This window comes from Pseudomonas sp. 43NM1, from assembly GCF_002836905.1.
GTDB classification, from domain to species: domain Bacteria; phylum Pseudomonadota; class Gammaproteobacteria; order Pseudomonadales; family Pseudomonadaceae; genus Aquipseudomonas; species Aquipseudomonas prosekii.
On record NZ_MKGS01000153.1, the window covers coordinates 1 to 25,268 of the forward strand.

At 58.9% G+C, this 25,268-nt stretch carries 22 protein-coding genes and 1 tRNA gene; 6 read left to right on the forward strand and 17 right to left on the reverse strand.

Annotated features, from left to right (window positions below; translation table 11 throughout):
• On the reverse strand, window positions 1–1,097 hold a 1,097-nt coding region (locus tag BI292_RS17620), incomplete at its 3' end, for an ABC transporter ATP-binding protein (protein ID WP_178076595.1).
• 178 nt (window positions 1,098–1,275) lie between these two features.
• Here BI292_RS17620 and BI292_RS17625 point away from each other — a divergent pair.
• The 4 genes from BI292_RS17625 (at window position 1,276) to folD (ending at window position 5,325) form a co-directional block, all read left to right on the forward strand.
• Window positions 1,276–1,878 carry a hypothetical protein gene (locus BI292_RS17625; RefSeq protein WP_256592705.1) on the forward strand — a complete coding sequence of 201 codons (603 nt, stop codon included), beginning with the start codon at window positions 1,276–1,278 and terminating at the stop codon, window positions 1,876–1,878.
• A gap of 154 nt (window positions 1,879–2,032) precedes the next feature.
• On the forward strand, window positions 2,033–2,446 hold the full coding sequence (locus tag BI292_RS17630) for a VOC family protein (RefSeq protein ID WP_092280115.1): 414 nt from the start codon (window positions 2,033–2,035) through the stop codon (window positions 2,444–2,446).
• A 946-nt stretch (window positions 2,447–3,392) separates the two neighbouring features.
• Window positions 3,393–4,154: a DUF4239 domain-containing protein gene (locus tag BI292_RS17640; protein ID WP_092280113.1), complete on the forward strand. Its 762-nt coding sequence runs from the start codon at window positions 3,393–3,395 to the stop codon at window positions 4,152–4,154.
• A gap of 229 nt (window positions 4,155–4,383) precedes the next feature.
• Window positions 4,384–5,325 (forward strand): bifunctional methylenetetrahydrofolate dehydrogenase/methenyltetrahydrofolate cyclohydrolase FolD, encoded by a 942-nt coding sequence (folD, locus tag BI292_RS17650; RefSeq protein WP_101208651.1) that lies wholly within the window; start codon window positions 4,384–4,386, stop codon window positions 5,323–5,325.
• 239 nt (window positions 5,326–5,564) lie between these two features.
• On the opposite strand, the gene BI292_RS17655 is transcribed toward folD, so the two are convergent.
• Both BI292_RS17655 and BI292_RS17660 read right to left on the reverse strand, forming a co-directional pair.
• Window positions 5,565–6,839 (reverse strand): glucarate dehydratase family protein, encoded by a 1,275-nt coding sequence (locus tag BI292_RS17655; RefSeq protein ID WP_101208628.1) that lies wholly within the window; start codon window positions 6,837–6,839, stop codon window positions 5,565–5,567.
• Window positions 6,840–6,871: 32 nt separating this feature from the next.
• Window positions 6,872–8,239 carry an MFS transporter gene (locus tag BI292_RS17660; protein ID WP_306092824.1) on the reverse strand — a complete coding sequence of 456 codons (1,368 nt, stop codon included), beginning with the start codon at window positions 8,237–8,239 and terminating at the stop codon, window positions 6,872–6,874.
• Between the two features lie 105 nt (window positions 8,240–8,344).
• Between BI292_RS17660 and BI292_RS17665 the strand changes: the two genes are divergently transcribed.
• Window positions 8,345–9,247, forward strand: coding sequence for a LysR substrate-binding domain-containing protein (locus tag BI292_RS17665; protein ID WP_101208629.1), 903 nt, complete (start codon window positions 8,345–8,347; stop codon window positions 9,245–9,247).
• On the opposite strand, the gene BI292_RS17670 is transcribed toward BI292_RS17665, so the two are convergent.
• The 5 genes from BI292_RS17670 to BI292_RS17690 form a co-directional block, all read right to left on the reverse strand.
• The gene (locus BI292_RS17670) at window positions 9,244–11,361 is read right to left on the reverse strand and encodes an EAL domain-containing protein (protein WP_101208630.1); all 2,118 of its coding nucleotides are present in this window, start codon (window positions 11,359–11,361) and stop codon (window positions 9,244–9,246) included. The genes BI292_RS17665 and BI292_RS17670 overlap by 4 nt on opposite strands.
• A gap of 9 nt (window positions 11,362–11,370) precedes the next feature.
• The gene (locus BI292_RS17675; RefSeq protein WP_101208631.1) at window positions 11,371–11,760 is read right to left on the reverse strand and encodes a response regulator; all 390 of its coding nucleotides are present in this window, start codon (window positions 11,758–11,760) and stop codon (window positions 11,371–11,373) included.
• The gene (locus BI292_RS17680; RefSeq protein ID WP_092280105.1) at window positions 11,745–13,475 is read right to left on the reverse strand and encodes a PAS domain S-box protein; all 1,731 of its coding nucleotides are present in this window, start codon (window positions 13,473–13,475) and stop codon (window positions 11,745–11,747) included. The genes BI292_RS17675 and BI292_RS17680 overlap by 16 nt, the downstream gene beginning before the upstream one ends.
• 239 nt (window positions 13,476–13,714) lie before the next feature.
• A complete protein-coding gene (locus BI292_RS17685; RefSeq protein WP_101208632.1) occupies window positions 13,715–15,949 on the reverse strand; it encodes an ATP-binding protein in 2,235 nt (744 codons plus the stop codon).
• Window positions 15,946–16,560, reverse strand: coding sequence for a biliverdin-producing heme oxygenase (locus tag BI292_RS17690; RefSeq protein WP_101208633.1), 615 nt, complete (start codon window positions 16,558–16,560; stop codon window positions 15,946–15,948). Before BI292_RS17690 ends, BI292_RS17685 begins: the two co-directional genes overlap by 4 nt.
• A gap of 220 nt (window positions 16,561–16,780) precedes the next feature.
• Here BI292_RS17690 and BI292_RS17695 point away from each other — a divergent pair, with 220 nt between their 5' ends.
• Window positions 16,781–17,293: a hypothetical protein gene (locus tag BI292_RS17695; RefSeq protein WP_101208634.1), complete on the forward strand. Its 513-nt coding sequence runs from the start codon at window positions 16,781–16,783 to the stop codon at window positions 17,291–17,293.
• A gap of 388 nt (window positions 17,294–17,681) precedes the next feature.
• Here BI292_RS17695 and BI292_RS17700 read toward each other — a convergent pair.
• The 9 genes from BI292_RS17700 to thrS form a co-directional block, all read right to left on the reverse strand.
• A tRNA-Pro gene (locus BI292_RS17700) sits at window positions 17,682–17,758 on the reverse strand.
• Between the two features lie 88 nt (window positions 17,759–17,846).
• The gene (locus BI292_RS17705; RefSeq protein ID WP_003179985.1) at window positions 17,847–18,203 is read right to left on the reverse strand and encodes a MerR family transcriptional regulator; all 357 of its coding nucleotides are present in this window, start codon (window positions 18,201–18,203) and stop codon (window positions 17,847–17,849) included.
• Complete coding sequence (gene ihfA / locus BI292_RS17710) at window positions 18,184–18,486, reverse strand: integration host factor subunit alpha (protein ID WP_002553164.1); 303 nt, start codon at window positions 18,484–18,486, stop codon at window positions 18,184–18,186. Before ihfA ends, BI292_RS17705 begins: the two co-directional genes overlap by 20 nt.
• 3 nt (window positions 18,487–18,489) lie before the next feature.
• Window positions 18,490–20,871 carry a phenylalanine--tRNA ligase subunit beta gene (gene pheT, locus BI292_RS17715; protein ID WP_101208635.1) on the reverse strand — a complete coding sequence of 794 codons (2,382 nt, stop codon included), beginning with the start codon at window positions 20,869–20,871 and terminating at the stop codon, window positions 18,490–18,492.
• Between the two features lie 26 nt (window positions 20,872–20,897).
• A complete protein-coding gene (gene pheS / locus BI292_RS17720) occupies window positions 20,898–21,914 on the reverse strand; it encodes a phenylalanine--tRNA ligase subunit alpha (RefSeq protein WP_007905876.1) in 1,017 nt (338 codons plus the stop codon).
• A gap of 109 nt (window positions 21,915–22,023) precedes the next feature.
• Entirely contained in the window at window positions 22,024–22,380 is a 357-nt protein-coding gene (gene rplT / locus BI292_RS17725) for a 50S ribosomal protein L20 (RefSeq protein WP_007905879.1), read from the reverse strand.
• Window positions 22,381–22,407: 27 nt separating this feature from the next.
• Window positions 22,408–22,602 carry a 50S ribosomal protein L35 gene (gene rpmI / locus BI292_RS17730; RefSeq protein WP_008145659.1) on the reverse strand — a complete coding sequence of 65 codons (195 nt, stop codon included), beginning with the start codon at window positions 22,600–22,602 and terminating at the stop codon, window positions 22,408–22,410.
• 60 nt (window positions 22,603–22,662) lie between these two features.
• The gene (gene infC / locus BI292_RS17735; RefSeq protein ID WP_176469887.1) at window positions 22,663–23,214 is read right to left on the reverse strand and encodes a translation initiation factor IF-3; all 552 of its coding nucleotides are present in this window, start codon (window positions 23,212–23,214) and stop codon (window positions 22,663–22,665) included.
• Window positions 23,214–25,136 (reverse strand): threonine--tRNA ligase, encoded by a 1,923-nt coding sequence (gene thrS / locus BI292_RS17740; protein ID WP_092279966.1) that lies wholly within the window; start codon window positions 25,134–25,136, stop codon window positions 23,214–23,216. The genes infC and thrS overlap by 1 nt, the downstream gene beginning before the upstream one ends.
• Window positions 25,137–25,268 lie beyond the last annotated feature (132 nt).

Here is a 25,268-nt window from a genome sequence, read left to right on the forward strand (position 1 = left end):
GGATAACGAAAACCGACATTCTCGAAACGCAGCCCGTCACCCGGCAGCGCGCCGACCGTGAGGTGGCCGGTGTCGCTGACCACCGGTTCGGCGAGGTATTCGTAAAGGCTCGACAGATAAAGCCCATCCTCGTACAGACCGCTGATCGCGCTGAGGCTGCTGCTGACGGCGGTTTGTCCCTGTTTGAACAGCACCAGGTACATGGTCATCTGCCCAAGGCTGATCTGGCCGTGCACGGTGTCGACCACCACCCACGCATACGCGAGGTAGAACGCCCCGGTGCCGAGCAAACCGAGGAGAAATCCCCAGCCATCGCGGCGCAGGGTCAGTCGGCGATCCTCGGCGTACAGCCGCGCAAAAGTGTCGCGATAACGCTTCAACAACAACGGCGCGAAGCCGAATAGCTTGACCTCTTTGATGAAGCCTTCGTGGGACAGCAACGTCTCGATGTAACTCTGCTGCCGACTCTCCGGCGCACGACGGGTAAACAGGCGAAACGCATCCCCGGAAAAATGCGCCTCGGCAAAGAACACCGGCAACGCACCGACCACCAGCAACACCAGCGCCCACGGCGAAAAATGCACCAGCAATACGCCGAAGCTGATCAGCACAATCAGGTTCTGGATCAGCCCCAGCGACTTCATCACCAGCGCCAGCGGCCGAGTCGACGCCTCGCGCCGCACCCGCACCAATTTGTCGTAAAACTCCGAATTCTCGAACTGCACCAGCGACAACGTCTGGGCCTTCTCCAGAATCATCGTGTTGACCTTCTGCCCCAACTGCACCCGCAACAACGACTGCTGCACCGACAACGCCCGCTGCGTCGCGCTCAACAAAGCGAGCACGCCCGCCTCCATCAACACAAAACGCACCACCGGCCACAACGGCGCACTGCCCTGCTGCGCGTGCAACTGCATCGCCGCCACCACCGCATCGACAATCCGCTGGCCGAGCCACGCCGCCAGCGCGGGCAGTACACCGGCGATCAAGGTCGCGAGGACGAGCCCGAGAAACAGCCCGCGCGAAGTGCCCCACACCAGGAGCAAGGCGCGTTTGGACTGGTCGAGCAGCGAGGTGAAGCGTGTGAGGGTTGGCATAGGGCGGCGGGCTCTGCGAGGACGGCGGCGATCTGGGCGAAGGCGCCATGGTACTTCAGCTGACAGCGACGGCGGCGATTGCTGCGGCCGTCGCGCTAATGCGCAGTGGTTTGAAGCCTGCAAAGGGTTGAGCCTGAGGGCATAATGGCGGCCCCTCAAAACACCAAAAGGATTTCGTGTGTTATCGCGCCTCAATACCCTCTGGACATGGCTGTACTACGCGATGAGCTGGCTCGTCGTTCTCGTGCTGATCTTGCACCACGCCTTTTACGACTGGTTGTTGATGGAACCCATCGACGTCGGCGGCACGTTCATGGGCGGCGGCATGGCGATTCAGCTGTATTTATTCGGCTGGATCGTCGCCACGCTGGGCATCATCGTTGCGGTGTTATTGCGTTTGCCGGGCGCGATGTGGGGCTGGATCGGCGCCGGCGTTGTGCCTTTGGGATTCGGAGTCTGGTGGCAAGTGAATTATCCGGACAACGCTGAACAGGTGATCTACAGCGTCAGTCAGCACGAAATCGGCAGCTTCATGTTGATCGGCGTTTTATTGCTGGCGAGCGGATTGTACGTTCGCGCACGCCGCAAACCCCGCGCCCCGGACCCCGAGCAGATGCCCGTGCAATTCATCGCCGCACTGCTGTTGGCCGGTTTTTTTATTGGCGTGCCGATGGCGATTTATAAACAGCAGACGATGCCTAATTGCGCGTTCAGCAAAGAGGGTCAGCAACTGACGGTTTGCCTGGGCGATGACGACAACGAACGCGTGATCGTCGACTGATCGCGCGGGCAATAAGCCGCCGCGCCGCTATAGAAAAAACGTCTGAATAAACCCGGCAGGATCTGACCTCTAAGGCTTTGCTAATTGAGGTCGAACCCCATTGAAGTTGAAGGCCGCCCTGGCCTTCAGCTCACTCGGTAACCGGGAGCACACCATGAAAATCAATCCCTATCTGATATTCAACGGCGACTGCAAAGCCGCGTTCACTTTCTACGCCCAGGCCCTGCCCGGCCAAATCGACATGATGATGACGTTCGGCGAAAGCCCGGCGCGCGAACATGTGCAGGCGGACTATTACAACCTGATCATCCATACCAGCTTGTCGGTTGGCGACCAGTCGATCATGGGCTCGGACACCACCCCCGACCGCCCCACCGACGACATGGCCGGCTGCTCGATCTCGCTCAACGTCGACAGCATCGCCGAGGCCGAACGCGTCTTCGGCGCACTGGCGGACGGCGGCAGCGTGCAGATGCCGCTGGAGCAAACCTTCTGGGCGGCACGATTCGGCATGCTCGTGGACCGCTTCGGGGTTTCGTGGATGGTCAACTGCGAAAAGGAACAGTGATCCTACAAAACACCTGATCCCCTGTGGCGAGCGGGCTTGCCCGCGTTTGAGTGCGCAGCGCTTGCAGGATTTTTGGGGCCGCTGCGCAGCCCAACGGGGGCAAGCCCCCTCGCCACACGGGGTGGTGGTGTAGCGAATACCGTTGTGGCTCTGCCGGGATGGTCACGGCGAAGAATGGCCCGACCTCCGGGAACGCCCGATACCCTGTGGCGAGCGGGCTTGCCCGCGTTTGATTGCGCAGCGCTCACAGGATTTTGGGGCCGCTGCGCAGCCCAACGGGGGCAAGCCCCCTCGCCACAGGGGGGGTTGGTGTAACGAATACCGTTGTGGATCTGCCGAGCTGGTCACGGGCAAGAATGACCCAACTTCCGGGAACACCCGATACCCTGTGGCGAGCGGGCTTGCCCGCGCTTGAGTGCGCAGCGCTCACAAGATTTTGGGGCCGCTGCGCAGCCCAACGGGGGCAAGCCCCCTCGCCACAGGGGGTGGTGGTGTAGCGAACTGGGTGGTGGCTCTGCGGGAATGATCATTGGCAAGAATGACCCAACTTCCGGGAACGCCCTATACCCTGTGGCGAGCGGGCTTGCCCGCGTTTGAGTGCGCAGCGCTCACAGGATTTTGGGGCCGCTGCGCAGCCCAACGGGGGCAAGCCCCCTCGCCACAGGGGGGGTTGGTGTAGCGAATACCGTTGTGGCTCTGCCGGGATGGTCACGGGCAAGAATGGCCCAACTTCCAGGAACACCCGATACCCTGTGGCGAGCGGGCTTGCCCGCGTTTGAGTGCGCAGCGCTCACAGGATTTTGGGGGCCGATGCGCAGCCCAACGGGGGCAAGCCCCCTAGCCACAGAGATTGGGTGTTGGCTCGGTTCGCATCGGGCTTGATGGCAACTCTATAGGTGTCTGCTACCGTCAACCCGACGTTTCGCGTGGTGTTGTCGGAGGCTGGATGAATCATCTGCTGCTCGCATTGATCGTATTCATTTGCCTGTTCGGCAGCGCACTGGTCGGTTCGGCGGTGCGGCAGCGTTTGCCTTCGCATCATTTGAGCGACGATTCGGTCGCGGTCCTGAAACTCGCCACGGGCCTGATCGCCACCATGTCCGCGCTGGTGCTCGGTTTGCTGGTGTCTTCGGCCAAGGGCACCTTCGAAACCACCAATGCGCAACTGGAGGGTGCGGCCGCCAAAGTTGTCGAGTTTGATCGGGTGCTGGCGCGCTACGGTCCGTCGGCCCAGCCGATCCGAACGCAGCTTAAGCACAATTACGCGGAGATCGTGCAAATCCTCGCCTCCCGGGATGAGTCGAGACTGGCGCTGCTCGACAGCCCTGAGGCGATCAATCGCTCGGAAGCGCTGCAACAACAAGTCGCCGACCTGTCCCCCGCCACCGACAATCAACGCGTCCTCAAGGCCTCGGCCCTGCAGATGATGGACGCGGTGTTTGCCGCGCGTTGGCTGACGGTGTTGCAGGCCAATCAGTCGATCCCGCCGGTGATGCTGGTGATTCTGATCTCGTGGCTGTCGATCATCTTCGGCTCGTTCGGCCTGTTCGCGCCGCGCAACGGCACGATTGTGGTGGTGCTGATGCTCTGCGCCGGGTCGACCGCGGCGACGATTCTGCTGGTCGAAGAGCTGAATCGGCCGCTGGACGGGTTGATCAGCGTGTCGCTGGAACCGATGGTGCATACGCTGGAACGGTTGGGGCAGTAATCCTGAATCGCAGACACGCCGTAGTCCCCCTGTAGGAGTGAGCCTGCTCGCGATGGCGGTTGATCATTCAACATCGATCTTGGCTGATCGGACGCCATCGCGAGCAAGCTCGCTCCCACAGGGGTGGTGGTGTTTTGGCGATAGCGTTTCCCCCGCGACATCCTGTCCATCTGCTGCCGGTAGTACACCGCAACCCTCGGCTGGTAACCTGCGCGCTGCTCTTTCAATGATGACGGTGACGCATTTGATCAGCAGTACCCCAACGCTGGCCCGCAATATCGATGGCAAAGCCATTGCCGCCCTGGTGCTGGAAGAAGTTCGCGCAGAGGTCGCAGGCCTTGCCGAACAGCAGATTTTCCCGGCGCTGGCGGTGGTGCTGGTCGGTGATGACCCGGCCAGCCACGTTTACGTGCGCAACAAAATGCTGCGGGCCAAGGAAGTCGGGATCCGCTCGCTTGAGCATCGCCTGCCGGACACTGCCAGCCAGACGCAGGTGCTGGAGCTGATCGCGCAATTGAACGCCGACGTCACGGTGAATGGCATTCTGGTGCAACTGCCGCTGCCGGCGCATATCGATGAAGCGGCGGTGATTCACGCCATCGATCCGATCAAGGATGTCGACGGTTTTCACCGTGAAAACGTCGGCGGCCTGGTGCAAGGCATGGACGTGCTGACCCCGTGCACGCCGAGCGGCTGCATGCGCCTGTTGCAGGAAACCTGCGGTGACATCAGCGGTTTGCACGCGGTGGTGATCGGCCGTTCGAACATTGTCGGCAAACCGATGGCGACCTTGTTGCTGCAAGCTCACTGCTCGGTCAGCGTCGTGCATTCGCGCAGCGTCGATGCGCCGGCGCTGTGCCGATTGGCGGACATCGTAGTGGCGGCGGTCGGTCGTCCGGGGTTGATCGATGCCAGTTGGCTCAAGCCTGGGGCGGTGGTGATTGATGTCGGGATCAACCGTATTACTGACGAATCCGGCAGCCGTCTGGTTGGCGACGTCGATTACGCCAGCGCACGCACGGTCGCCAGCGCAATCACGCCAGTGCCGGGCGGCGTCGGGCCGATGACGATTGCTTATTTGCTGAAGAACACGCTGATCGCAGCGCGGTTGCAGCGTGCGGTGAAAGCCCGGGAGCCGGACCCGGATGGCTGTGATTCGGATATCAACTGAGCAACTGCGCCGAACCCTGTGGAAGCCGCGTCCGCTTCTGTAGCAGCTGCCGAGGTACGAGGCTGCGTTCGGCTGCGCAGCAGTCGTGAAACCTGTGTATGCGGTTTTCCTGAAACACCGCGTCAACTGATTTCACGACTGCTTCGCAGCCGAACGCAGCCTCGCAGGCTCGACAGCTGCTACAGAACCGACGTGGCCACGTTTGGCAGCTGCTACAGGATTGTCGGTAGCTGGGGGATTCAGAACCTTGGCTTCAGGGTTTTCCAATCCGGTTTATAGCGCTGCATCTGCTTCACATCGTCGCGTTGGCGAATCCCGCAGGTCAGGTATTGATCATGCAGTTTGCCGAGCTGATCGTGGTCCAGTTCCAGGCCCAATCCAGGTGCGCGGGTGATCTTCACGCAGCCGTCGACAATCGGCAGTTTGCCGCCCTTGATCACTTCCTCGTCCGGCTCCTGCCACGGGTAATGCGTGTCGCAGGCGTAATCCAGATTAGGCACTGACGCCGCCACGTGCGCCATCGCCACCAGACTGATGCCCAAGTGCGAATTGGAATGCATCGACACACCGACGCCGAACGTCTGGCACATTTTCGCCAGCGCCTGAGTGTCGCGCAGGCCGCCCCAATAATGATGATCGGCCAGCACAATCTGCACACTGTTCAACGCCACGCTGCGGCGAAACTCATCAAAATCGGTGACCACCATGTTGGTCGCCAGCGGCAGCCCGGTGCGTTTGTGCAACTCGGACATGCCTTCGAGGCCCGGCGTCGGGTCTTCGTAATATTGCAGGTCGTCGCCGAGCAATTCAGCCATGCGAATCGAGGTCTCCAGCGACCAATTGGCGTTCGGATCAATGCGCAGCGGATACCCCGGAAAAGCCTTTTTCAACGCCTTGATGCACGCCACTTCATGCTCCGGTTCGAGGGCGCCGGCCTTGAGCTTGATGCTCTTGAAACCATAGGTTTCGATCATCCGGCGTGCCTGGGCGACGATCTGCTCTTCGTTCAGCGCCTCGCCCCAACTGTCGGGTTTGTACGGCGAATCAATGTGCTGCGCGTACTTGAAAAACAGATAGGCGCTGAACGGAATTTCATCGCGAATCGCCCCGCCCAACAGGTCCACCAGCGGCACGTTCAGCGCGTGCGCCTGCAGGTCGAGAAACGCCACTTCAAATGCCGAATACGCGTTGCTCACCGCTTTGCTCGCGTGCGAACCGGGCGCCAGTTCAGCGCCAGCAACGCTCGAAGTTTTGTTCGCCGCCACGGTGGCCTGGACGATCGCGCGCAAGTGGTTGAGGTTGAACGGGTCGAGGCCGATCAGTTGCGCTTGCAACTGTCGCTGGATCGCCAGCGCCGGGGCATCGCCGTAGCTCTCGCCGAGGCCGATGTAGCCGTTGTCGCTCTCGATTTCGATAATCGAACGCAAGGCAAAAGGTTCGTGAATGCCGCTGGCGTTAAGCAGTGGCGGATCGCGGAAAGCGATGGGGGTCACGGTCACTCGTTTGATTTTCAAAGGTCAGGCTCCGATTGATCAATATCCAGGGCTTAATGCGAGGCGGCGTGGCTCGGCACCACGACGTCAGGCGAATTGCCGTTGCGTTTGCGCGGCGTTGGCGAGGTGGCTTTTGGCGTGGTGCGGGCGAAAAAGATCACCACGGCAGCCACCAGCGACGTCGCCGCGAGGCCGTACATGCCGCCCTCGATCGAGCCGGTGGTTTGCTCAAGAAAGCCGAACGCGGTCGGGGCAACGAAGCCGCCGAGGTTGCCGATGGAGTTGACCAACGCAATCACCGCCGCCGCGATCCGTGCGTCCAGATAGGCTTGCGGAATCGGCCAGAACAGCGCCGAGGCAGCCTTGAAACCGATCGCGGCAAAACAGATCGCGACAAACGCGAACACCGGCCCGCCGGTGGTGGACATGAACATGCCGAACGCGGCGATCACCAATGTCAGCGCGACCCACGCCTGCTGGAATTTCCATTTGCCGGCCAGCGCCGCGAAGCCATACATCGCCACGATCGAGATGATCCACGGCACCGAGTTGAACAAGCCAACCTGGAAGTCGCCCAGATTGCCCATTTTCTTGATCATGCTCGGCAGCCAGAACGTCGCGCCATAAATGGTCAGGGCAATGGAAAAGTAGATGAAGCAGAACAGCGCAATCTGCCGGTCGGCCAACAGTTTGAACATCGATGGCTTGACGCCTTTCACCGCTTCGCGCGCCTGCTGTTCTTCGGCAATCGCCGCGATCAAAGCCCCCCGCTCCTCGTCGCTCAGCCATTTCGCCTCACGCGGATGCGATTGCAGCCAGAACCAGACAAACCCGCACAAGACGATGGACGCGAAGCCCTCGATCAGGAACATCCACTGCCAGCCATGCAGGCTCAAGCCGTTGATGTTCAGCAACGCACCGGAGACCGGGCCGGAGATCACCGAGGCAATCGCCGAACCACTGAGGAATACCGCCATGGTCTTGCCGCGCTCAGACGCCGGCAGCCACTGGGTGAAGTAATAAATGATGCCGGGGAAAAATCCGGCTTCGGCGGCGCCGAGGATAAAGCGCAGCACGTAGAAACTGGTTTCGCCCTGAACAAAGGCCATCGCCATCGCGGCGGCGCCCCAGGTGAACATGATGCGAGTCAGCCAGACGCGCGCGCCGTAGCGCTGCAGCAGCATGTTGGACGGCACTTCAAACAGCGCGTAACCGACGAAAAACAGCCCGGCGCCCAAGCCATACGCCGCCGCACCGATGCCGAGGTCGGTTTCCAAATGGCTGCGCACGAAGCCGATATTGACCCGGTCGATGTAGTTGACGATAAACATGACCACGAACAACGGCAGTACATGACGTTTCACTTTGGACGCGGCACGGGCGAGTACCGTGGGCTGCGGTGAACTCTGCAGGGTTTTCAAGAGGCAACTCCCAATCTTGTTTTTGTAGGGACGAGCCGATCATGGACGCGACAATTGATCCCGTCTAATCTAACTTGGCATTCGATTGATACCTGGATTAGATCAATGTTCGAGCTTACCCAACTGCGCTGCTTCACCACGGTCGCCACCGAACTGAACTTCCGTCGCGCCGCCGAACGCCTGAACATGACCCAGCCGCCGCTGAGTCGGCAGATTCAATTACTCGAGCACCACCTCGGTGTCGAGCTGTTCACCCGCACCACCCGCAGCGTCGCGTTGACCGCCGCCGGCCGGGCGTTTTTCATCGAAGCGCAGAACTTGCTCGAGCGCGCCCAACAAGCCGCCGTCACCGCCCGACGGTTCGCCGAAGGCGATATCGGCTCGGTCAATATCAGCTTCGTCGGCAGTGCGGTGTATGAATTCCTGCCCAAAGTCATCGCCGAAGCACGGCTGAAACAGCCTCAGGTGAAAATCGATCTGACGGAGATGAACACCTACCAGCAGCACGAAGCCCTGCGCGCACGCCGTATCGACCTCGGCATCGTCCGCGCGCCGCTGCTGGAACCGGGTTACGCCACCGAATGCCTGGTGCGCGAGCCGTTTGTGCTGGCAGTGCCGAGCAATCATCGACTGGCCAGCGCTGACAGCGTGTCCGTGCAGGACCTCGATGCCCAGCCGTTCCTGATGTACTCCCACGCTGCTTACCCACCGTTCAACGAACTGCTGACCGGCATGCTGCGCTCGGCCCGGGTGGCGCCGGAATACGTGCAATGGCTGGGTTCGTCGTTGACCATTCTGGCGCTGGTCAACGCCGGAATGGGCTTGGCGCTGGTGCCGCGTTGCGCGACCAGTGTGGTGTTCAAGAATGTGCAGTTTCGCGATATCGATCTGGGCGAAGGGGTGCAAAGCGAACTGCACCTGATCTGGCGCGAAAACAATGACAACCCGGCGTTTGCGATGTTGCTCGAAGGGATACGCCGGGCAGTCAGTGAGGGCTGGGGTGGCTAGGGCTCGGAGCCCTGCCGCTCACGCAAAAACACTTCCAGTTGGCCAATCGGCAGCGGTCGGCTGAACAGGTAGCCTTGCACCTGATCGCAACCGTTTTCAGTCAGAAATGCCAGTTGCTCGGCGGTCTCGACCCCTTCGGCGATCACTTGCAAATGCAAGCTGTGCGCGAGTTCGATAATCGTCCGCGCGATCGCCGCATCCTGCGGGTTGCTGGTGACTTCGCGGATGAACGCGATATCGATTTTCAGCTTGTCGATCGGGAAACGTCGCAAATAAGCGAGGCTGGAATAACCCGTGCCGAAATCGTCGATCGACACCTTGATCCCCAGCGCCTGCAGCGTTTGCAAACTGGCGATGGTGTGCGAGGTGTTTTCCATCAAAGAGCTTTCGGTCAGTTCGATTTCCAGCCACTGCGGATCAATCCGATGGTCGATCAACGCTTGGCGAATACTGTCGATCAAGTCGCCCTCGATGATCTGCTGGCCCGACACGTTGACCGCCACCTGGAACGGCCCCAATCCGGCGGTTTGCCACTCGGCCATTTGCTGACAGACGCGGCGGATCACCCAACTGCCCACTTCGGAAATCAGCCCGAGGGTTTCCAGGATCGGCACAAACACCGCCGGCGAGACAGGCCCCAGGCCTGGGCGCGACCAGCGCAACAGGGCTTCCAACCCGCAAACGCAGCCATCCGCCAGACTGATCTTGGGCTGATAGAACAACTCGAATGCCTGCTGTTCTACCGCTTCGCGCAAGGCCGTTTCCAGCTCTTGCCGCGCCGACGCGTCGGCGTTCATTTGCGCGGTGTAAAAACGATAAGTGTCCCGGCCGATTTTCTTCGCGCGGTTCATCGCGGTGTTGGCGTGTTTGATCAACCGATGGGCGTCGTCGCCGTCGTCGGGGTACAGCGCGATGCCGATGCTGGCGGTCATCGCTGTGGCGTGGTCAGCCAGCTGAAACGGTACGCGCAAGGCTTCGCGGATGCGTTCGACGGTTTGCAGCGGATCGGCCTGGCCCTCGCGAATCATCAGGATCAGCGCAAATTCGTCACCGTCCATGCGCCCCAAGGTGTCGCTGACGTTGAGGCAATGGGTCAGGCGCTGACTGAGCTCGGTGAGCATCTGATCACCCAGTAGATGGCCCCAGGTTTCATTGACGCTTCTGAAGTCATCAAGGTCGACGGTGACCACTGCCAATTGCCAACCGCTGAGCGCCGCTTGGGTCAGGCCCATCTGCAACGTGGTGAAGAACAGATTGCGGTTGGGCAAGCCGGTCAACGTGTCGTAATGAGCCATTTTCAGCATGCGCTGGTCGGCTTCCTGGCGTTCGGTGATGTCGCGGGCAATCCCGACAATGATCCAGTCATCGCCAGTCTTGTAGGCCTGGCGGTGGATTTCTACCGGGATATGCCGGCCGTCCTTGCAGTGGATGTGCGCTTCCATCGGCTCGCTGGGGCCTTTGCCGGCGATGATCTGGTCATACAGGCGCTCAAGCTGTTCGAGGGAACCATCGCTGAGGTCGGCGGGGGTTTTCTTCAGCAGTTCTTCGGGGCTGTAGCCCAATATCTGGCAGGCGCGCCGATTGAATTCGATCAGGCGCATGGTGCTGCGGTTGACCAGGAAAATCGCATCGCCCGAAGCGTCCATCGCCGAACGAAACCGCTCCAGGTCGATGGTGCGCTGTTGCAATTGATCTTCCAGCATCAGGCTGTGGCTTTTCAGGTAATCGCCGAAAGCCTTGAGCCGCAGCAGATTGCGCACGCGCAGCCATAACTCGGCGCTTTCCACCGGTTTGCTGAGAAATTCCTCGGCACCCGCCTCCAGCCCGGAGATACGCGCACTCTGTTCGCCGAGGGCCGAGAGCATGATGATCGGGATGTTGGCGGTGGCCTTGTGGGACTTGAGCTCGCGCGCCACTTCGTAGCCGTCCATGCCCGGCATCATGATGTCGAGCAGGATCAAGTCGGGCGGTTGTTGCGCGACCAGCGCGAGGGCTTCCTCGCCAGAACTGGCGGTCAGGGTCTGGTAACCCTGATTCTGCAAGAGGATTTGCAGCAGTTTGCGGACATGGGTTTCATCGTCGACGATCAACAGGGTAGCGGCAGTGTCGGGCATGTAGAGAGCTCAGATAGAGGGCTGTTGAGGCAAAGTGTCTTGCAGCAAACGGTCGATGACCCGGTAGAGCTCCTTGTAGCGCAGCGGTTTGATGATGTAGGCGTTGCAACCGGCCAGACGGGTTTTCTCCTCGTCTTCTTTCATGGCCATGGCGGTGAGCGCGATCACCGGGATCGCGGCGGTCAGCGCGTCTTGCTTGAGTAAAGAAGTGGCTTTGAGGCCATCCATTCCCGGCAACTGGATGTCCATCAGGATCAGCGCGGGTTGTCGCTCGCGGGCCAGCTTCAGGCCGGTCTCCGCATCGGCTGCGCACACCACGCTGTGGCCGGCGCTGGTGAGCAGCAACCGGGCAAGGCGCATGTTGGCGGCATTGTCTTCGACGATCAGGATCTCGGCCATGGCGCCTCCACAGTGGTTGAATGTCGGATCGGCAGCCACGCCACGAATCGCGCGCCCGCCCCTTCCAGGCTGGCGACGGCGACACTGCCGCCGTGCAGCTCGGTCAATTGCTTGACCATCGCCAGGCCCAGGCCGGTGCCCTCGAATTTGCGTGCCAGGCTGCTGTCGATCTGGCTGAACGCCTTGAACAACTTGTTCATGTTGCCTCGCGCGATGCCAATGCCGGTGTCGCTGACGCTCAACTCGAGAAACTCCGGGTAATCGCTGTCGGGAATCTGAAAGCCGTGCACCGGCCAGTCACCTTCAAGCGTGCCCACTTGCTCACGCCCGACCCGGCGCACCGCCAACGTGACCAAACCGCCCGCCGCGCTGAATTTCACCGCGTTGGCCAGCAGGTTGTAGACAATCTGTTTGGTCTTGCGCAGGTCGAGTTCGAAGGTGCCGATGTCGCTGTCCGATTGCAGTTTCAGCTGGATGCGTTGCAGTGCGGCTTTCTCGCGCACGATCAGCAGGCTGTTGCTCAACAGGCTTTGCAGTTCGACCGGTTCGAGTTCCAGTTCCATCATCCCGGCTTCGACCTTGGACAGGTCGAGGATGTCATTGATCAATGACAGCAAGTGTTGGCCACTGTTGAAAATGTCGCCGATGTACTCGCGCTGGGTTTCGGTCATGTCGCCGACCATGCCGTCCTTGAGTGCTTCGGAAAAACCGATGACCGCGTTCAGCGGCGTGCGCAGTTCGTGGGACATGGTGGCGAGGAATTCGGACTTCATGTGGCTGGCATGTTCGAGCTCGATGTTCTTCTCTTCCAGCGTGCGTTCGAATCGTTTGCGTTCGGTGACATCGCGGGCAGCAGCGAATACGCCTTGCAGCTTGCGGTCGCGGTCATGAAAGGTCGCCGCGTTGTACGAAACCACGGTTTCAGTGCCGTTGTAGGCGCGCACGGTGAGCTCGTAATCGCTGACCTTGTGTTCGCTGAGCACACGCTTGATCGCCGCTTCGGCGCGCGCCGGGTCTGTGAAAAAGTTCTTGCACGGCGCACCGATCAGCTCGTCCCGGGTGCGCCCGGTCAACGCCATCATTTGCATGTTGACGTCGGAGATGATGCCTTGCGGGTCAGTCATCATCAGCGCATCGATGTTCGATTCGATCAGCGAGCGGGTATAAAACTGCTGATCGCGCAGGCGTTGGTCAAGCAAGGCCTGGGTCGCCTCCTCTTGCTTGCGCGCAGTGTTATCGGTGCCGATCAGCAGGTAACCGATGATGGTTTCGGCGCTGTCGCGCAGCGAAGTCACCGACACCATCGCCGAGAGACGGCTGCCGTCCTTGCGGATGTAGGTCAGTTCATAAATGTCTTCGATGCCCCGGGACGCCTTGAACACCAACGCTTCGAACCCCGGCGTGATCGGCGTATTGAGTTCCAGGCTGAGGGCGGCGGCGCGGGTGATCAGTTCATTAGGGTCGGAAATGTCCGCCGGGGTGATCTTGTCGACCACGTCTTCGGACTTGTAACCGAGCATGCGTTCGGCGCCGACATTGAAGATCTGGATCACGCCTTTTTCGTCAGTGGCGATGCTGGAAAAGTAGGCGCTGTTGAAGATCGCGTCCTGCAACGCGCCGGTCTTGAGCAGGGTTTTCTGCCGACGAAACTCGACGATTTTTTCAGCCCGAGACTGGGGCTCGGCAGGCGGACGATCGATTGGCGGTGTGGGCATGATGCGTTTCTCGTGAACTCGCGAACCTGCCCGTAATGACGGTGCCGCAAAGCTGCTTACGGTAGATCATCCGACTGGATGAAAAGAGGTCTTCAAAACAATAGCAGAGCAATTTGCCAGAGAGTGCACTGGCAAGCTTTCAACATGCTTTCAGGTGAAGGATAACCTCGGGTTATCCGCACTTGCCGAGGTCAATCGCCGGCCGCGTGCCGGCGATCAATTGGCTCTTTCCTGACGGCTCAAACCTTGGGCACGGTAAACCGAAACTCGGTGCCGCGACCCACTTCACTCTGCGCTTCGATGCGCCCACCGTGGGCCTCGACGATGCCTTGGGTGATGTAAAGTCCCAGCCCGGTTCCGGAAGGATTGCCCTCCTTGACCGTCCAGTAGCGATCAAACACAAACGGCAATTGGTCTGGCGGGATCCCCTCGCCGGTATCACGCACGCTGAAGACAATTTCATCGCCCGAGGCCATCGCCACCACGCCGATCTTGCCACTGCGCGGTGTGAACTTGATCGCGTTGCCGACCAGGTTCGACAACACCTGGAACAGCCTTTCCGGGTCGGCGTTGATCTTCAGTTGCGGCTCGGCGTGGAAGGAAATTTCGATGTCCTTGTCCAGCGCCAGCGGCGACAGCAAGGCATTCGCTTCTTCGAACATTTCCGCCACCGCCAACGGCTGCGGGGTGATGGTGTAGCGCCCGGCATCGATCTTCGAAGTGTCGAGCAAATCTTCCAGCAGCGTGTTCATCCGGCTGGTCGCCTGCTGCATGGTGTCGATGGCCGTAGCGATGCGCCGCGAGGTGTGCTGGCCGTCGGAGCTGAAGGCCTTTTGCATCATCCCGCAGAGCATCGAAATGACCGTCATCGGATTGCGCAGGTCGTGAGACACCACGGCCACCAGGTCATCTCGCGCCTGAACCGCACGCTGCTCGCGCAGCACCTGACGCGCCAGGTCACTTTCGAGCGCCGAACGCCGCAAATCGTTGGCGGCGAACAAATCGCCGTGGCTCCATTTGGTGGAAATCCCGGCCATCTCGACTTTCCAGATCTCGAACGAAGTCCGTGGACGCAAACGCAGGCCGCCGTCGGAATTTTCGAGGTTGAGTGGCTTGTTCGGGTCGCCACTCCAATTGATGTTTTCCTTCACTTCGGGGCGAAACCACAACACGCCGTTGTCCACCGGTTTGGGCAGGCTCATGGCGAGCACGCCGCTGGCGACTTGGGTGAACGCGGCGGCCGGCGGATACAGCAGCGACAGTTGATGACTGGAAAAAACCTTCTGCGAAGAGGTCTGCAACCACTTGTGCAGCGCGCGAATTTCTTCGGGCTCGGGGCAGTTGCCGTAGCGATGCAGTTGCTTGTCTTCGATAATCGCGACACCGCCGGCATTGGCCAGCGCCATCAACAACTGTGGCTGCTGCGCGAGGCCGTCGAAAACGTTTTCCGTCGAGTCGATCATCGCTTGATTGAGCAACGCCAACGCGTCGATTTTGTCTTCACGTTGGCGGCTGACTTCCAGCGCTTCCATCGCGCTGATCTGCAGCGACAACACCTGGCCGATGGTCTGGCAGGCACTGCGCAATTCGTGCGGGACGTGCAACGGCTGACGATTGCCACAGCTGATCAGGCCCCAGAGCTTGTCGCCCTTGAGCAGGGAAATGCTCATAGAGGACAGCACGCCCATGTTCTTCATGTACTGGCAGTGAATCGGCGACACGCTGCGCAGGCTGGCGAAGCTCAGGTCCAGCGGCTGCCCGGTATCGGGGCGCAGCTTGGGCACCAGCGGCACCGGTTGATAATCGGCGTTCGGGATAATCCGCAACCAGTTGGTGCGGTACAACTCGCGCGCCTGCTCGGGAATGTCCGAGGCGGGGAAAAACAGCCCCTGAAACACGTCCATATCCGGCGACGTCGCTTCGGCGATCACCTGACCGTGACCTTCTTCTTCAAAGCGATAGATCAGCACCCGGTCGTAACCGGTGATCTGCTGGATTTCCTCGACACTGGTTTCATACAACGCCTGCAGCGTTTTCGCGCGCTGAAGGCGCTGCAACATACGGCCGAGGTTATTCGGCTTGCCGTCGACCGTGCGCGGCTGAAACGCCGGATCCTTGACCTCCAGTTCCAGCACCAGAACACCTTGATGACGGTGCACAAAACCTTCGAACGTGGCGCCGTTGAGGCTGAAAAACAACTCGGCGCCATCCAGCGAATTGTCCTGCTGCGCCGCTTGTTCGATCGCTTGTGCGTAGTCAGCGCCGACCAGCCGCTGCAATGGCTCGCCGACCATCTCCTGCGCTGCGCGGCCCAACAGGTCCTGGACGTTGGCGCTGATCTGCACAATACGCAGATCCGGCTCGGACAAGGTCAGCAGCACGCCGTGTGGCTGGATCGCGCCGGGCGTGCGAATCGGCTCGTCGCTACAATTGTTGAGCAACTCGTCAAAAGCGTCTTTGTCCAACGGATTCATAAAAGCACCTCTGTGCGATCGAGCCAGCGCTCAAAGCAGGCAAATGTTTGCTGGGCGGCGTCGACGACAGCTTGCCGACTGGACGCGTCAAATGGGCTGGTGGCCAGGTAATCGGTGAAATCGCGCCAGCGACGACCGGTGGCGGCACCGTAGATATCCAGAAAAGCGGCGCCATTGTCGGCATCCAGATTCAGTCGCGCGGCAATCTCGCGACGCAGGATTTGCCCACCCAGGGTCGCGCCTTCGAGCACGTACAAAACGCCGAGACAGGCTGGAGCAGAAAGGGTCGCGGGCAAGATGTCGCAAAGCGGCAATTGATCGATAGCCTGATCACTCAGCCCCAGCGCCAGCAAGTCGCTGCGCAGCGTGCGCGTCTTCAGGCGCACGGCCAGATCAAAGTCGTCGGGAGTATGGCCACTGTCTTTCAGGCGCTGTTCCAACGGCTGGTAAAAACCGTAATAGGCCTGAATAAGACGCTGGTAATGAGCGTGGTCCAGCGAGGGGGAGAAGAACGGCAGGCGTTTCTCTAAAGCAATGTGCAGCTGCGCGGTACCCGCTCGCAAGTTCTGCAGGAGCAAGGAAGCGCCGACGCTGCGGTTATTTGATTGCATGTATAAGCTCTAGCGGTCGGGCCTCATCACGGCCATGGGCGAACGGGGGGCGAAACGTTTGGGCGGGAATTCTAACGCAAAGGAGAATGGAGCTTGTGGGTGTCAGATGTCTGGGGTTCGAAAAAATTCAAAGAATTTGGATGCAGGGTTTGGATCTTACGATTTTGTTCAGCCATGTCACGATGCACGGAATGCGATCAAACAATAGGGAAAGTGGGTAATGTCGATCTGGTCACGTGTTGAATCCGTGTTCATTTTTCTCGAAGCATTATGGGTATTGATTGCTTTCGGAGTTTGGGTAACCGCTGATTCAACCAACCCCAAAATGAGCCAGCGGCTTACCGCACTGGTGGCCACCATGAACGAACATCGGATTTCCCATTACCAGAATCAGGACTGGTGCACGCGTATCGATTCCGAATCTGGAAACTACGCAGACCAACCGAGTTCCACGTGTGGCAGCGATGACGGGAACAAGCCTTTCGACGCACACGGAGCGCGGCTTTTCAGTGTGGTCAGCGACGCGGCAGAAGAAGCGCAGATAGCGCCCATCAGGATCGACATTCAGTCAGAGCATGGGCGCGTAACGTTCGCGACAATCAGCCTTTCGTGCTTCCTGAGCTACGCGTCCTATATTTATTCGCCACAAAAGCCTTATGTCACTCAGGAGCGCAAACCCACAGATGTGATCAATATGACTGGGGATTGGTATTACGAAAACACCGGGATTTGAAAGGTATCTGGCCGAACTCACCGGCCGGATGGCAATCTGGAACCGTCTCCGGAGTTTTCGTGAAGTAACTAAAGCAATGATTGCCCGGCTGTCGCGGGCATCGCATCAATGGGCTTTGGATTGGACCTTAAAGCCATATGCGAACGTCATCTGAGCAAGCGTGTCGCCTAAATAAGCACCTGAAAACGAAAATCCGACTCTCATGATTCTCATGTACGAGACGCGAATCACGCTGCCACCCGAAGTCGAGCTTATCTCCATTAAGGGACTAACTCTGGCCTTTGTATCAGCTGAGGTTTCCACCCAGAGCCAGTGGTTTTGTAGGGGTAAAAACCACTGAAAATAAAAAGGGGCCGCGAGATAAAATCTCGCGACCCCTTGAATTATATGGTCGGGACGGAGTGATTCGAACACTCGACCCCTAGCACCCCATGCTAGTGCGCTACCGGACTGCGCTACGCCCCGACTAGGCGTTTAACCTGTCCTTCACCTCGAAGAACGCTCAAGAATATATCGCAAGCTTTTGAAAACTGGAAGTATTCAAACGCTGGATTTATTTCTTGAGAACAACCAGCACGTCTTCCAATTCGGCAATCATCTGCCGGATCATCTGCTTGTACTGAGTGGTGTCGTCTTTGGCTTCATCGCCGGACAAACGCAAACGCGCGCCGCCGATGGTGAACCCTTGATCGTAAAGAAGCGCGCGGATCTGCCGGATCATCAGTACGTCCTGGCGCTGATAATACCGGCGGTTTCCGCGGCGTTTGACGGGGTTGAGTTGAGGAAACTCCTGCTCCCAATAGCGCAGCACGTGCGGTTTTACCGCACACAGCTCGCTGACTTCACCAATGGTGAAGTAGCGTTTGCCTGGGATGACGGGTAGCTCGTCGTTATGACTTGGTTCCAGCATAAGCCTCAACTCGGGCCTTCAACTTCTGCCCTGGACGAAAGGTGACCACACGGCGAGCCGTGATCGGGATTTCTTCACCCGTTTTCGGATTGCGGCCAGGCCGCTGGCGTTTGTCCCGAAGGTCGAAATTGCCGAAACCGGACAACTTGACTTGTTCGTTGTCTTCCAGAGCGTGCCTGATTTCTTCAAAAAACAGTTCGACCAATTCCTTGGCCTCCCGTTTATTCAGGCCCAGCTCCTCATACAGACGTTCCGCCATCTCAGCTTTCGTCAGAGCCCCCATACGTCACTTCCTTAACGTGGCGTTCAACCTTTGTTCGAGCGAGGTGAGGATATTTTGCGTCGTGGTATTCACCTCATCGTCATTAAGAGTGCGCGATGGATGCTGCCAGGTCAAGCCGACTGCAAGGCTTTTTCTATCAGGATCAATGCCTTTACCCTGATATACGTCAAATAGCCTGAGGTCCGTCAGCCATTCCCCTGCATTTTCACGGATTACGTCCAGTACGGCGCTGGCGGCGACGTCTTTTTCGGCAATCAGCGCAAGGTCACGTCGCACTTCAGGAAAACGCGACAACTCCTGGAATTTAGGCATTTTACCCAAAGCCACTTCAGCCAGAACCAGCTCGAAAACGAACACCGGACGGTCCAGACCGAGGGTTTTCGACAGCTCAGGATGAATCGCGCCGACAAAACCTACGAGGCGCCCTTCACGCTCGATGCGCGCGGTTTGACCCGGGTGCAGCGCCGGGTGTTTGCCTGGGACGAACGTGAACGAATCCAGTGCACCAGCAAAGCCCAACACCGCTTCAACATCAGCCTTGATGTCAAAGAAGTCGATGACATCGCGCCCTTGCGCCCAGCCTTCCGGCAGACGGCTGCCGCAGACTACACCGGCGAGCATCGGCTCTTGCTTCAGGCCGTCCAGTTGACCGACGAAACGCAGGCCGCTTTCGAACAGACGGACGCGATCCTGCTGACGATTCAGGTTGTGCTGCAGCGATTTGACCAGGCCTGGCCACAGCGACGAACGCATGGCTGCCATGTCATTGGAAATCGGATTGGCCAACAGCAGCGGTTCAACGCCCGGATTAAACAGTTCGAACTGTTTCGGATCGATGAAGCTGTAAGTGATCGCTTCCTGATAACCACGTGCCACCAGCAGACGACGCAATTCAGGCAAGTCGCTGCGAGCTTCAGCTTTGGCCTGCGGTGCGAGGCGGGCTTGCGGATAACGAACCGGCAGACGGTTGTAGCCGTACAGACGGGCCAGTTCTTCGATCAGATCAACTTCCAGGCTGATGTCGAAGCGATGGCTTGGCACTTCTACGCGCCACTGCCCTGCTCCATCGGCGCTAACCTTCAGGCCCAGGCCATTGAGTAGACGCTCGACTTCGACCGGGTCCATTTCCATGCCCAGCATCTGCGTGATGCGCTGCGCTCGCAATGTCACCGGGGCGATCGACGGCAGATGCTGTTCGCTTACGGTTTCGATGATCGGGCCAGCTTCGCCGCCAGTGATCTCCAGCAGCAGGCCAGTGGCGCGCTCCATGGCTTCGCGGGCCAATTGCCAGTCCACGCCGCGCTCGTAACGATGCGAAGCGTCGGTGTGCAGGCCGTAGGAACGGGCCTTGCCGGCGACAGCAATCTGATCGAAAAACGCGCTCTCGAGGAATACATCACGCGTGGTCGCAGTGTTGACGCCGCTGTGCTCGCCACCCATGACGCCGGCGATTGCCAGGGCGCGGGTGTGGTCGGCGATCACCAGCGTATCGCTGCGCAGGCTGACTTCCTGACCGTCGAGCAAAACCAGCTTCTCGCCTTCTTCGGCCATGCGCACGCGAATGCCGCCATTGATTTCAGCGAGATCGAACGCGTGCAGCGGTTGACCCAATTCGAGCATCACGTAGTTGGTGATGTCGACGGCGGCGTCGATGCTGCGCACGTCGCCACGGCGCAAACGCTCGACCATCCACAGCGGTGTTGGCTTGGACAGGTCGACGTTACGGATCACACGACCCAGATAACGCGGGCAAGCGGCGGGCGCCAGCACTTCGACCGAACGCACTTCGTCGTGCACGGCAGGCACAACAGCAACTACCGGACGGGTGACTTCGGCGTTGTACAGCGCGCCGACTTCACGGGCCAGACCGGCCAGGGACAGGCAATCGCCGCGATTCGGGGTCAGGTCGACCTCAATGCTGGCATCGTCCAGGCCCAGGTATTCACGAATGTCCTGACCAACCGGTGCATCGACCGGCAATTCCATCAGGCCATCGTTGCCTTCGCCAACTTGCAGCTCGGCTTGCGAGCACAGCATGCCGTTGGACTCAACGCCACGCAGCTTGGCTTTCTTGATTTTGAAGTCGCCCGGCAGTTCGGCACCGATCATGGCGAACGGAATCTTCAGGCCCGGGCGCACGTTCGGCGCTCCGCAAACGACCTGGAAAGTCTCCGAGCCATTGCTGACCTGGCACACGCGCAACTTGTCGGCGTCCGGGTGTTGCTCGGTGCTCAGCACCTCGCCCACCACCACACCGGTGAATTCGCCGGCGGCCGGCGTAACGCTATCGACCTCAAGACCGGCCATCGACAGACGAGCAACCAGCTCGTCACGACTTACCTGCGGGCTTACCCAGCCGCGCAGCCATTGTTCACTGAATTTCATCCTGCTCTCCTAAGAATTCGTTACGACTAGCGAAATTGCGCGAGGAACCGCAAGTCGTTGTCGAAGAACAGACGCAAGTCGTTCACGCCGTAACGCAGCATGGCCAGACGCTCAACGCCCATGCCGAAGGCAAAGCCCGAGAACTCTTCCGGGTCGATCCCGGACATGCGCAGCACGTTCGGGTGAACCATGCCGCAGCCCATGACTTCCAGCCAGCCAGTCTGTTTGCAGACACGACAGCCTTTACCGCTGCACATCACGCATTCCATGTCGACTTCGGCGGATGGCTCGGTGAACGGGAAATACGAAGGACGGAAACGCACGGCCAGTTCTTTTTCGAAGAACACGCGCAGGAATTCCTCGATGGTGCCTTTCAGGTCGGCGAAGTTGATATCGCGGTCGACCAGCAGGCCTTCGACCTGGTGGAACATCGGGGAGTGGGTGATATCCGAGTCGCTACGATACACACGGCCTGGGCAGACGATGCGGATCGGCGGCTGTTTCGATTCCATGGTGCGGACCTGTACCGGCGAGGTATGGGTGCGCAGCAACATGTTGGCATTGAAATAGAAGGTGTCATGCATCGACCGGGCCGGGTGATGGCCTGGGATGTTGAGCGCTTCAAAGTTGTGATAGTCGTCTTCGACCTCAGGGCCTTCGGCGATGCCGTAGCCAATGTGGGTGAAGAACTGTTCGATACGTTCGAGAGTGCGGGTAACCGGATGCAGACCACCCGAGGTCTGGCCGCGGCCAGGCAGGGTCACGTCAATCGACTCGGCGGATAGTTTGGCGGCCAGATCGGCCTCTTCAAACAGTGCCTTGCGCGCATTGAGAACCTCTGTGACGCGCTCCTTGGCAACGTTGATCAGGGCGCCGACTTGCGGACGCTCTTCTGCCGGCAAATTCCCCAGGGTCTTCATCACCTGAGTCAATTCACCCTTTTTGCCAAGGTAGTGAACCCGGATTTGCTCCAGGGCATTGATATCTTCAGCGCTTTGCACAGCCTCTAGTGCTTGAGAGACCAGCGCATCCAGGTTTTCCATGTACAGACTCCAGATACAAAATAGGGGAAGAGCTTGAAGGCTCTTCCCCTATTTATGACGTTTAACACCTGGCCCCACAAAGATGAGGCCGGGTGACTGTCGGGGGTACTTAAGCCAAGGTGGCTTTAGCTTTCTCGACAATCGCAGCAAACGCCGCTTTTTCGTTCACTGCCAGATCAGCCAGAACCTTGCGGTCGATCTCGATGGACGCTTTTTTCAGGCCGGCGATGAAACGGCTGTAGGACAGACCGTTGATACGTGCACCAGCGTTGATACGAGCGATCCACAGAGCGCGGAACTGACGTTTTTTCTGACGACGGTCACGGTAGGCGTATTGGCCTGCCTTGATTACCGCTTGCTTGGCAACACGGAATACGCGCGAGCGAGCGCCGTAGTAGCCTTTAGCAAGTTTCAGAATTTTTTTGTGACGTTTACGGGCAATGACGCCACGCTTTACACGAGCCATGAGTTACTTCCTCTATTCTTGACTAAATTAACGAAGGCGCAGCATGCGCTCGACTTTTGCCACGTCACACGGTGCCAGCAAGCTGCTACCGCGCAGTTGACGCTTACGCTTGGTCGACATTTTAGTCAGGATGTGGCTCTTGAAAGCGTGCTTGTGCTTGATACCGTTAGCAGTTTTCAGAAACCGCTTAGCAGCACCACTTTTAGTTTTCATTTTTGGCATGTTCGGATACTCCGCATTCAGTTGATAAACATAATCAGTAGGCCTGCCGTGCCCAAATGATTACTTCTTCTTTTTCGGGGCGATGACCATGATCAGCTGGCGTCCTTCCATCTTAGGATGCTGTTCGACCGAACCGTACTCGAGCAAGTCACCTTCAACTCGCTTGAGGAGTTCCATCCCCAGCTCCTGGTGGGCCATCTCACGGCCGCGGAATCGCAAGGATACCTTGGCCCTGTCCCCATCACTCAGGAAACGTACCAGGTTGCGCAGTTTTACCTGGTAATCCCCTTCCTCCGTCCCTGGACGAAACTTGATTTCTTTAACCTGAATCTGCTTCTGGTTCTTCTTGGCTGCGGCAACCTGCTTCTTCTTTTCGAAGATCGATTTGCCGTAGTCCATCAGCTTGCAGACAGGGGGTACAGCATCGGCGGAAATTTCCACCAAATCGAGCTTGGCTTCTTCAGCCTTAAGAAGCGCGTCTTCAATTGACACAATCCCAAGCTGCTCGCCCTCAGCCCCAATTAACCGAACCTCACGTGCCGAGATATTCTCGTTGATCGGGGCTTTCGGTGCAGCTCGTTTATCTTGTCTCATTTCACGCTTAATAGTAATTACTCCGAATCTGGGCGACCACGCCGGGAAACCGCTTGCGCGAGAAACTCAGCGAACTGGGCGACGGGCATCGAGCCCAGGTCAGCACCTTCACGAGTACGCACAGCGACAGTCTGCATCTCGACTTCCCGATCTCCGATAACCAAGAGATAGGGAACCTTGAGCAAAGTATGCTCGCGGATTTTAAAGCCGATCTTTTCATTTCTCAAGTCAGACTTGGCACGAAATCCGCTTTCGTTGAGAGTTTTTTCAACCTCAGCGGCGAAATCAGCCTGTTTGTCAGTGATGTTCATGATCACTGCCTGGGTCGGAGCAAGCCACGCAGGGAACGCGCCCTCGTAGTGCTCGATCAGGATTCCGACAAAACGTTCGAAGGATCCAAGGATCGCCCGGTGCAACATTACCGGGTGCTTGCGACTGTTGTCTTCGGAGACGTATTCGGCTCCCAGACGGACAGGCAGATTAAAATCGAGCTGAAGGGTACCACACTGCCAGACACGGCCAAGGCAATCTTTCAGCGAAAATTCGATCTTCGGACCGTAGAACGCGCCCTCCCCTGGCTGCAGATCGTACGGCAGGCCAGCGCTATCAAGGGCTGCAGCCAATGCCGCTTCAGCGCGATCCCACAACTCATCGGAACCTACGCGTTTTTCCGGACGAGTGGACAGCTTCATTTCGACGTCTTTGAAGCCGAAGTCGGCGTAAACGTCCATGGTCAGCTTGATAAACGCAGCGGATTCGGCCTGCATCTGCTCTTCAGTACAGAAGATGTGCGCATCGTCCTGAGTGAAAGCACGTACACGCATGATGCCGTGCAACGCACCCGACGGCTCGTTCCGGTGGCAGGCACCGAATTCGGCCAGACGCATTGGCAGCTCGCGGTAGCTCTTCAAGCCTTGGTTGAACACCTGCACGTGGCATGGGCAGTTCATTGGCTTGATCGCGTAGTCGCGGTTTTCCGACTGCGTGGTGAACATGTTGTCGGCGTAGTTGGCCCAGTGCCCGGATTTCTCCCACAGGCTGCGGTCAACGACCTGCGGAGTTTTGATCTCCAGATAGCCGTTGTCGCGCTGAACCTTGCGCATGTACTGCTCGAGCACTTGGTACAGAGTCCAGCCGTTCGGGTGCCAGAAAACCATGCCCGGCGCTTCTTCCTGGGTGTGAAACAGGCCCAGGCGCTTGCCGATCTTGCGGTGATCGCGCTTTTCAGCTTCTTCAATGCGCTGGATGTAAGCCGCCAGCTGCTTCTTGTCCGCCCAGGCAGTGCCGTAAACGCGCTGCAATTGCTCGTTTTTGGCATCGCCGCGCCAGTAGGCGCCGGACAACTTGGTCAGCTTGAAGGATTTCAGGAAACGCGTGTTCGGCACGTGCGGGCCGCGGCACATGTCGACGTATTCTTCGTGATAGTACAGGCCCATGGCCTGCTCGTTCGGCATGTCCTCGACCAGGCGCAATTTGTAATCTTCGCCACGGGCCTTGAACACTTCGATCACTTCGGCGCGCGGAGTGACTTTCTTGATCACGTCGTAATCTTTTTCGATCAGCTGCTGCATGCGCTGCTCGATCGCGGCCAAATCGTCCGGAGTGAAAGGACGCTCGAACGCGATGTCGTAATAGAAGCCTTCGTCGATGACCGGACCGATGACCATCTTGGCGGTCGGGTACAGCTGCTTGACCGCGTGGCCAACCAGGTGGGCGCAAGAGTGGCGAATGATCTCCAGCCCCTCTTCATCCTTTGGCGTAATGATTTGCAGCGTGGAATCGCTGTCGATGATGTCGCTGGCGTCAACCAGCTTGCCATTGACCTTGCCGGCCACGGTGGCTTTGGCCAGGCCTGCACCAATGGATGCGGCGACCTCGGCTACGGAAACCGGGTGATCGAATGAACGTTGACTGCCGTCGGGAAGAGTAATAGTTGGCATGGCGCCTCCTCTCCTAGTGGTGACCCCTACCAAAGGTCACGTGGGTTGGGATGAGCCAGTACAAGATCCGATCCAGGCCATTCAATGACGAACGCCTGCCTTACAGCGGCAGGAGCCTTACGGCCAACCGGA

What these genes read in the sequence shown, in the direction of transcription:
- BI292_RS17665 (WP_101208629.1), top strand. Translation starts at nt 8,345, where the DNA reads ATGTTCGAGCTTACCCAACTGCGCTGCTTCACCACGGTCGCCACCGAA.
- BI292_RS17675 (WP_101208631.1), bottom strand. Translation starts at nt 11,760, where the DNA reads ATGGCCGAGATCCTGATCGTCGAAGACAATGCCGCCAACATGCGCCTT.
- BI292_RS17640 (WP_092280113.1), top strand. Translation starts at nt 3,393, where the DNA reads ATGAATCATCTGCTGCTCGCATTGATCGTATTCATTTGCCTGTTCGGC.
- thrS (WP_092279966.1), bottom strand. Translation starts at nt 25,136, where the DNA reads ATGCCAACTATTACTCTTCCCGACGGCAGTCAACGTTCATTCGATCAC.
- pheT (WP_101208635.1), bottom strand. Translation starts at nt 20,871, where the DNA reads ATGAAATTCAGTGAACAATGGCTGCGCGGCTGGGTAAGCCCGCAGGTA.
- BI292_RS17705 (WP_003179985.1), bottom strand. Translation starts at nt 18,203, where the DNA reads ATGCTGGAACCAAGTCATAACGACGAGCTACCCGTCATCCCAGGCAAA.
- BI292_RS17695 (WP_101208634.1), top strand. Translation starts at nt 16,781, where the DNA reads ATGTCGATCTGGTCACGTGTTGAATCCGTGTTCATTTTTCTCGAAGCA.
- BI292_RS17670 (WP_101208630.1), bottom strand. Translation starts at nt 11,361, where the DNA reads ATGCCCGACACTGCCGCTACCCTGTTGATCGTCGACGATGAAACCCAT.
- rpmI (WP_008145659.1), bottom strand. Translation starts at nt 22,602, where the DNA reads ATGCCAAAAATGAAAACTAAAAGTGGTGCTGCTAAGCGGTTTCTGAAA.
- BI292_RS17690 (WP_101208633.1), bottom strand. Translation starts at nt 16,560, where the DNA reads ATGCAATCAAATAACCGCAGCGTCGGCGCTTCCTTGCTCCTGCAGAAC.
- rplT (WP_007905879.1), bottom strand. Translation starts at nt 22,380, where the DNA reads ATGGCTCGTGTAAAGCGTGGCGTCATTGCCCGTAAACGTCACAAAAAA.
- folD (WP_101208651.1), top strand. Translation starts at nt 4,384, where the DNA reads ATGACGGTGACGCATTTGATCAGCAGTACCCCAACGCTGGCCCGCAAT.
- BI292_RS17680 (WP_092280105.1), bottom strand. Translation starts at nt 13,475, where the DNA reads ATGCCCACACCGCCAATCGATCGTCCGCCTGCCGAGCCCCAGTCTCGG.
- BI292_RS17630 (WP_092280115.1), top strand. Translation starts at nt 2,033, where the DNA reads ATGAAAATCAATCCCTATCTGATATTCAACGGCGACTGCAAAGCCGCG.
- BI292_RS17685 (WP_101208632.1), bottom strand. Translation starts at nt 15,949, where the DNA reads ATGAATCCGTTGGACAAAGACGCTTTTGACGAGTTGCTCAACAATTGT.
- ihfA (WP_002553164.1), bottom strand. Translation starts at nt 18,486, where the DNA reads ATGGGGGCTCTGACGAAAGCTGAGATGGCGGAACGTCTGTATGAGGAG.
- pheS (WP_007905876.1), bottom strand. Translation starts at nt 21,914, where the DNA reads ATGGAAAACCTGGATGCGCTGGTCTCTCAAGCACTAGAGGCTGTGCAA.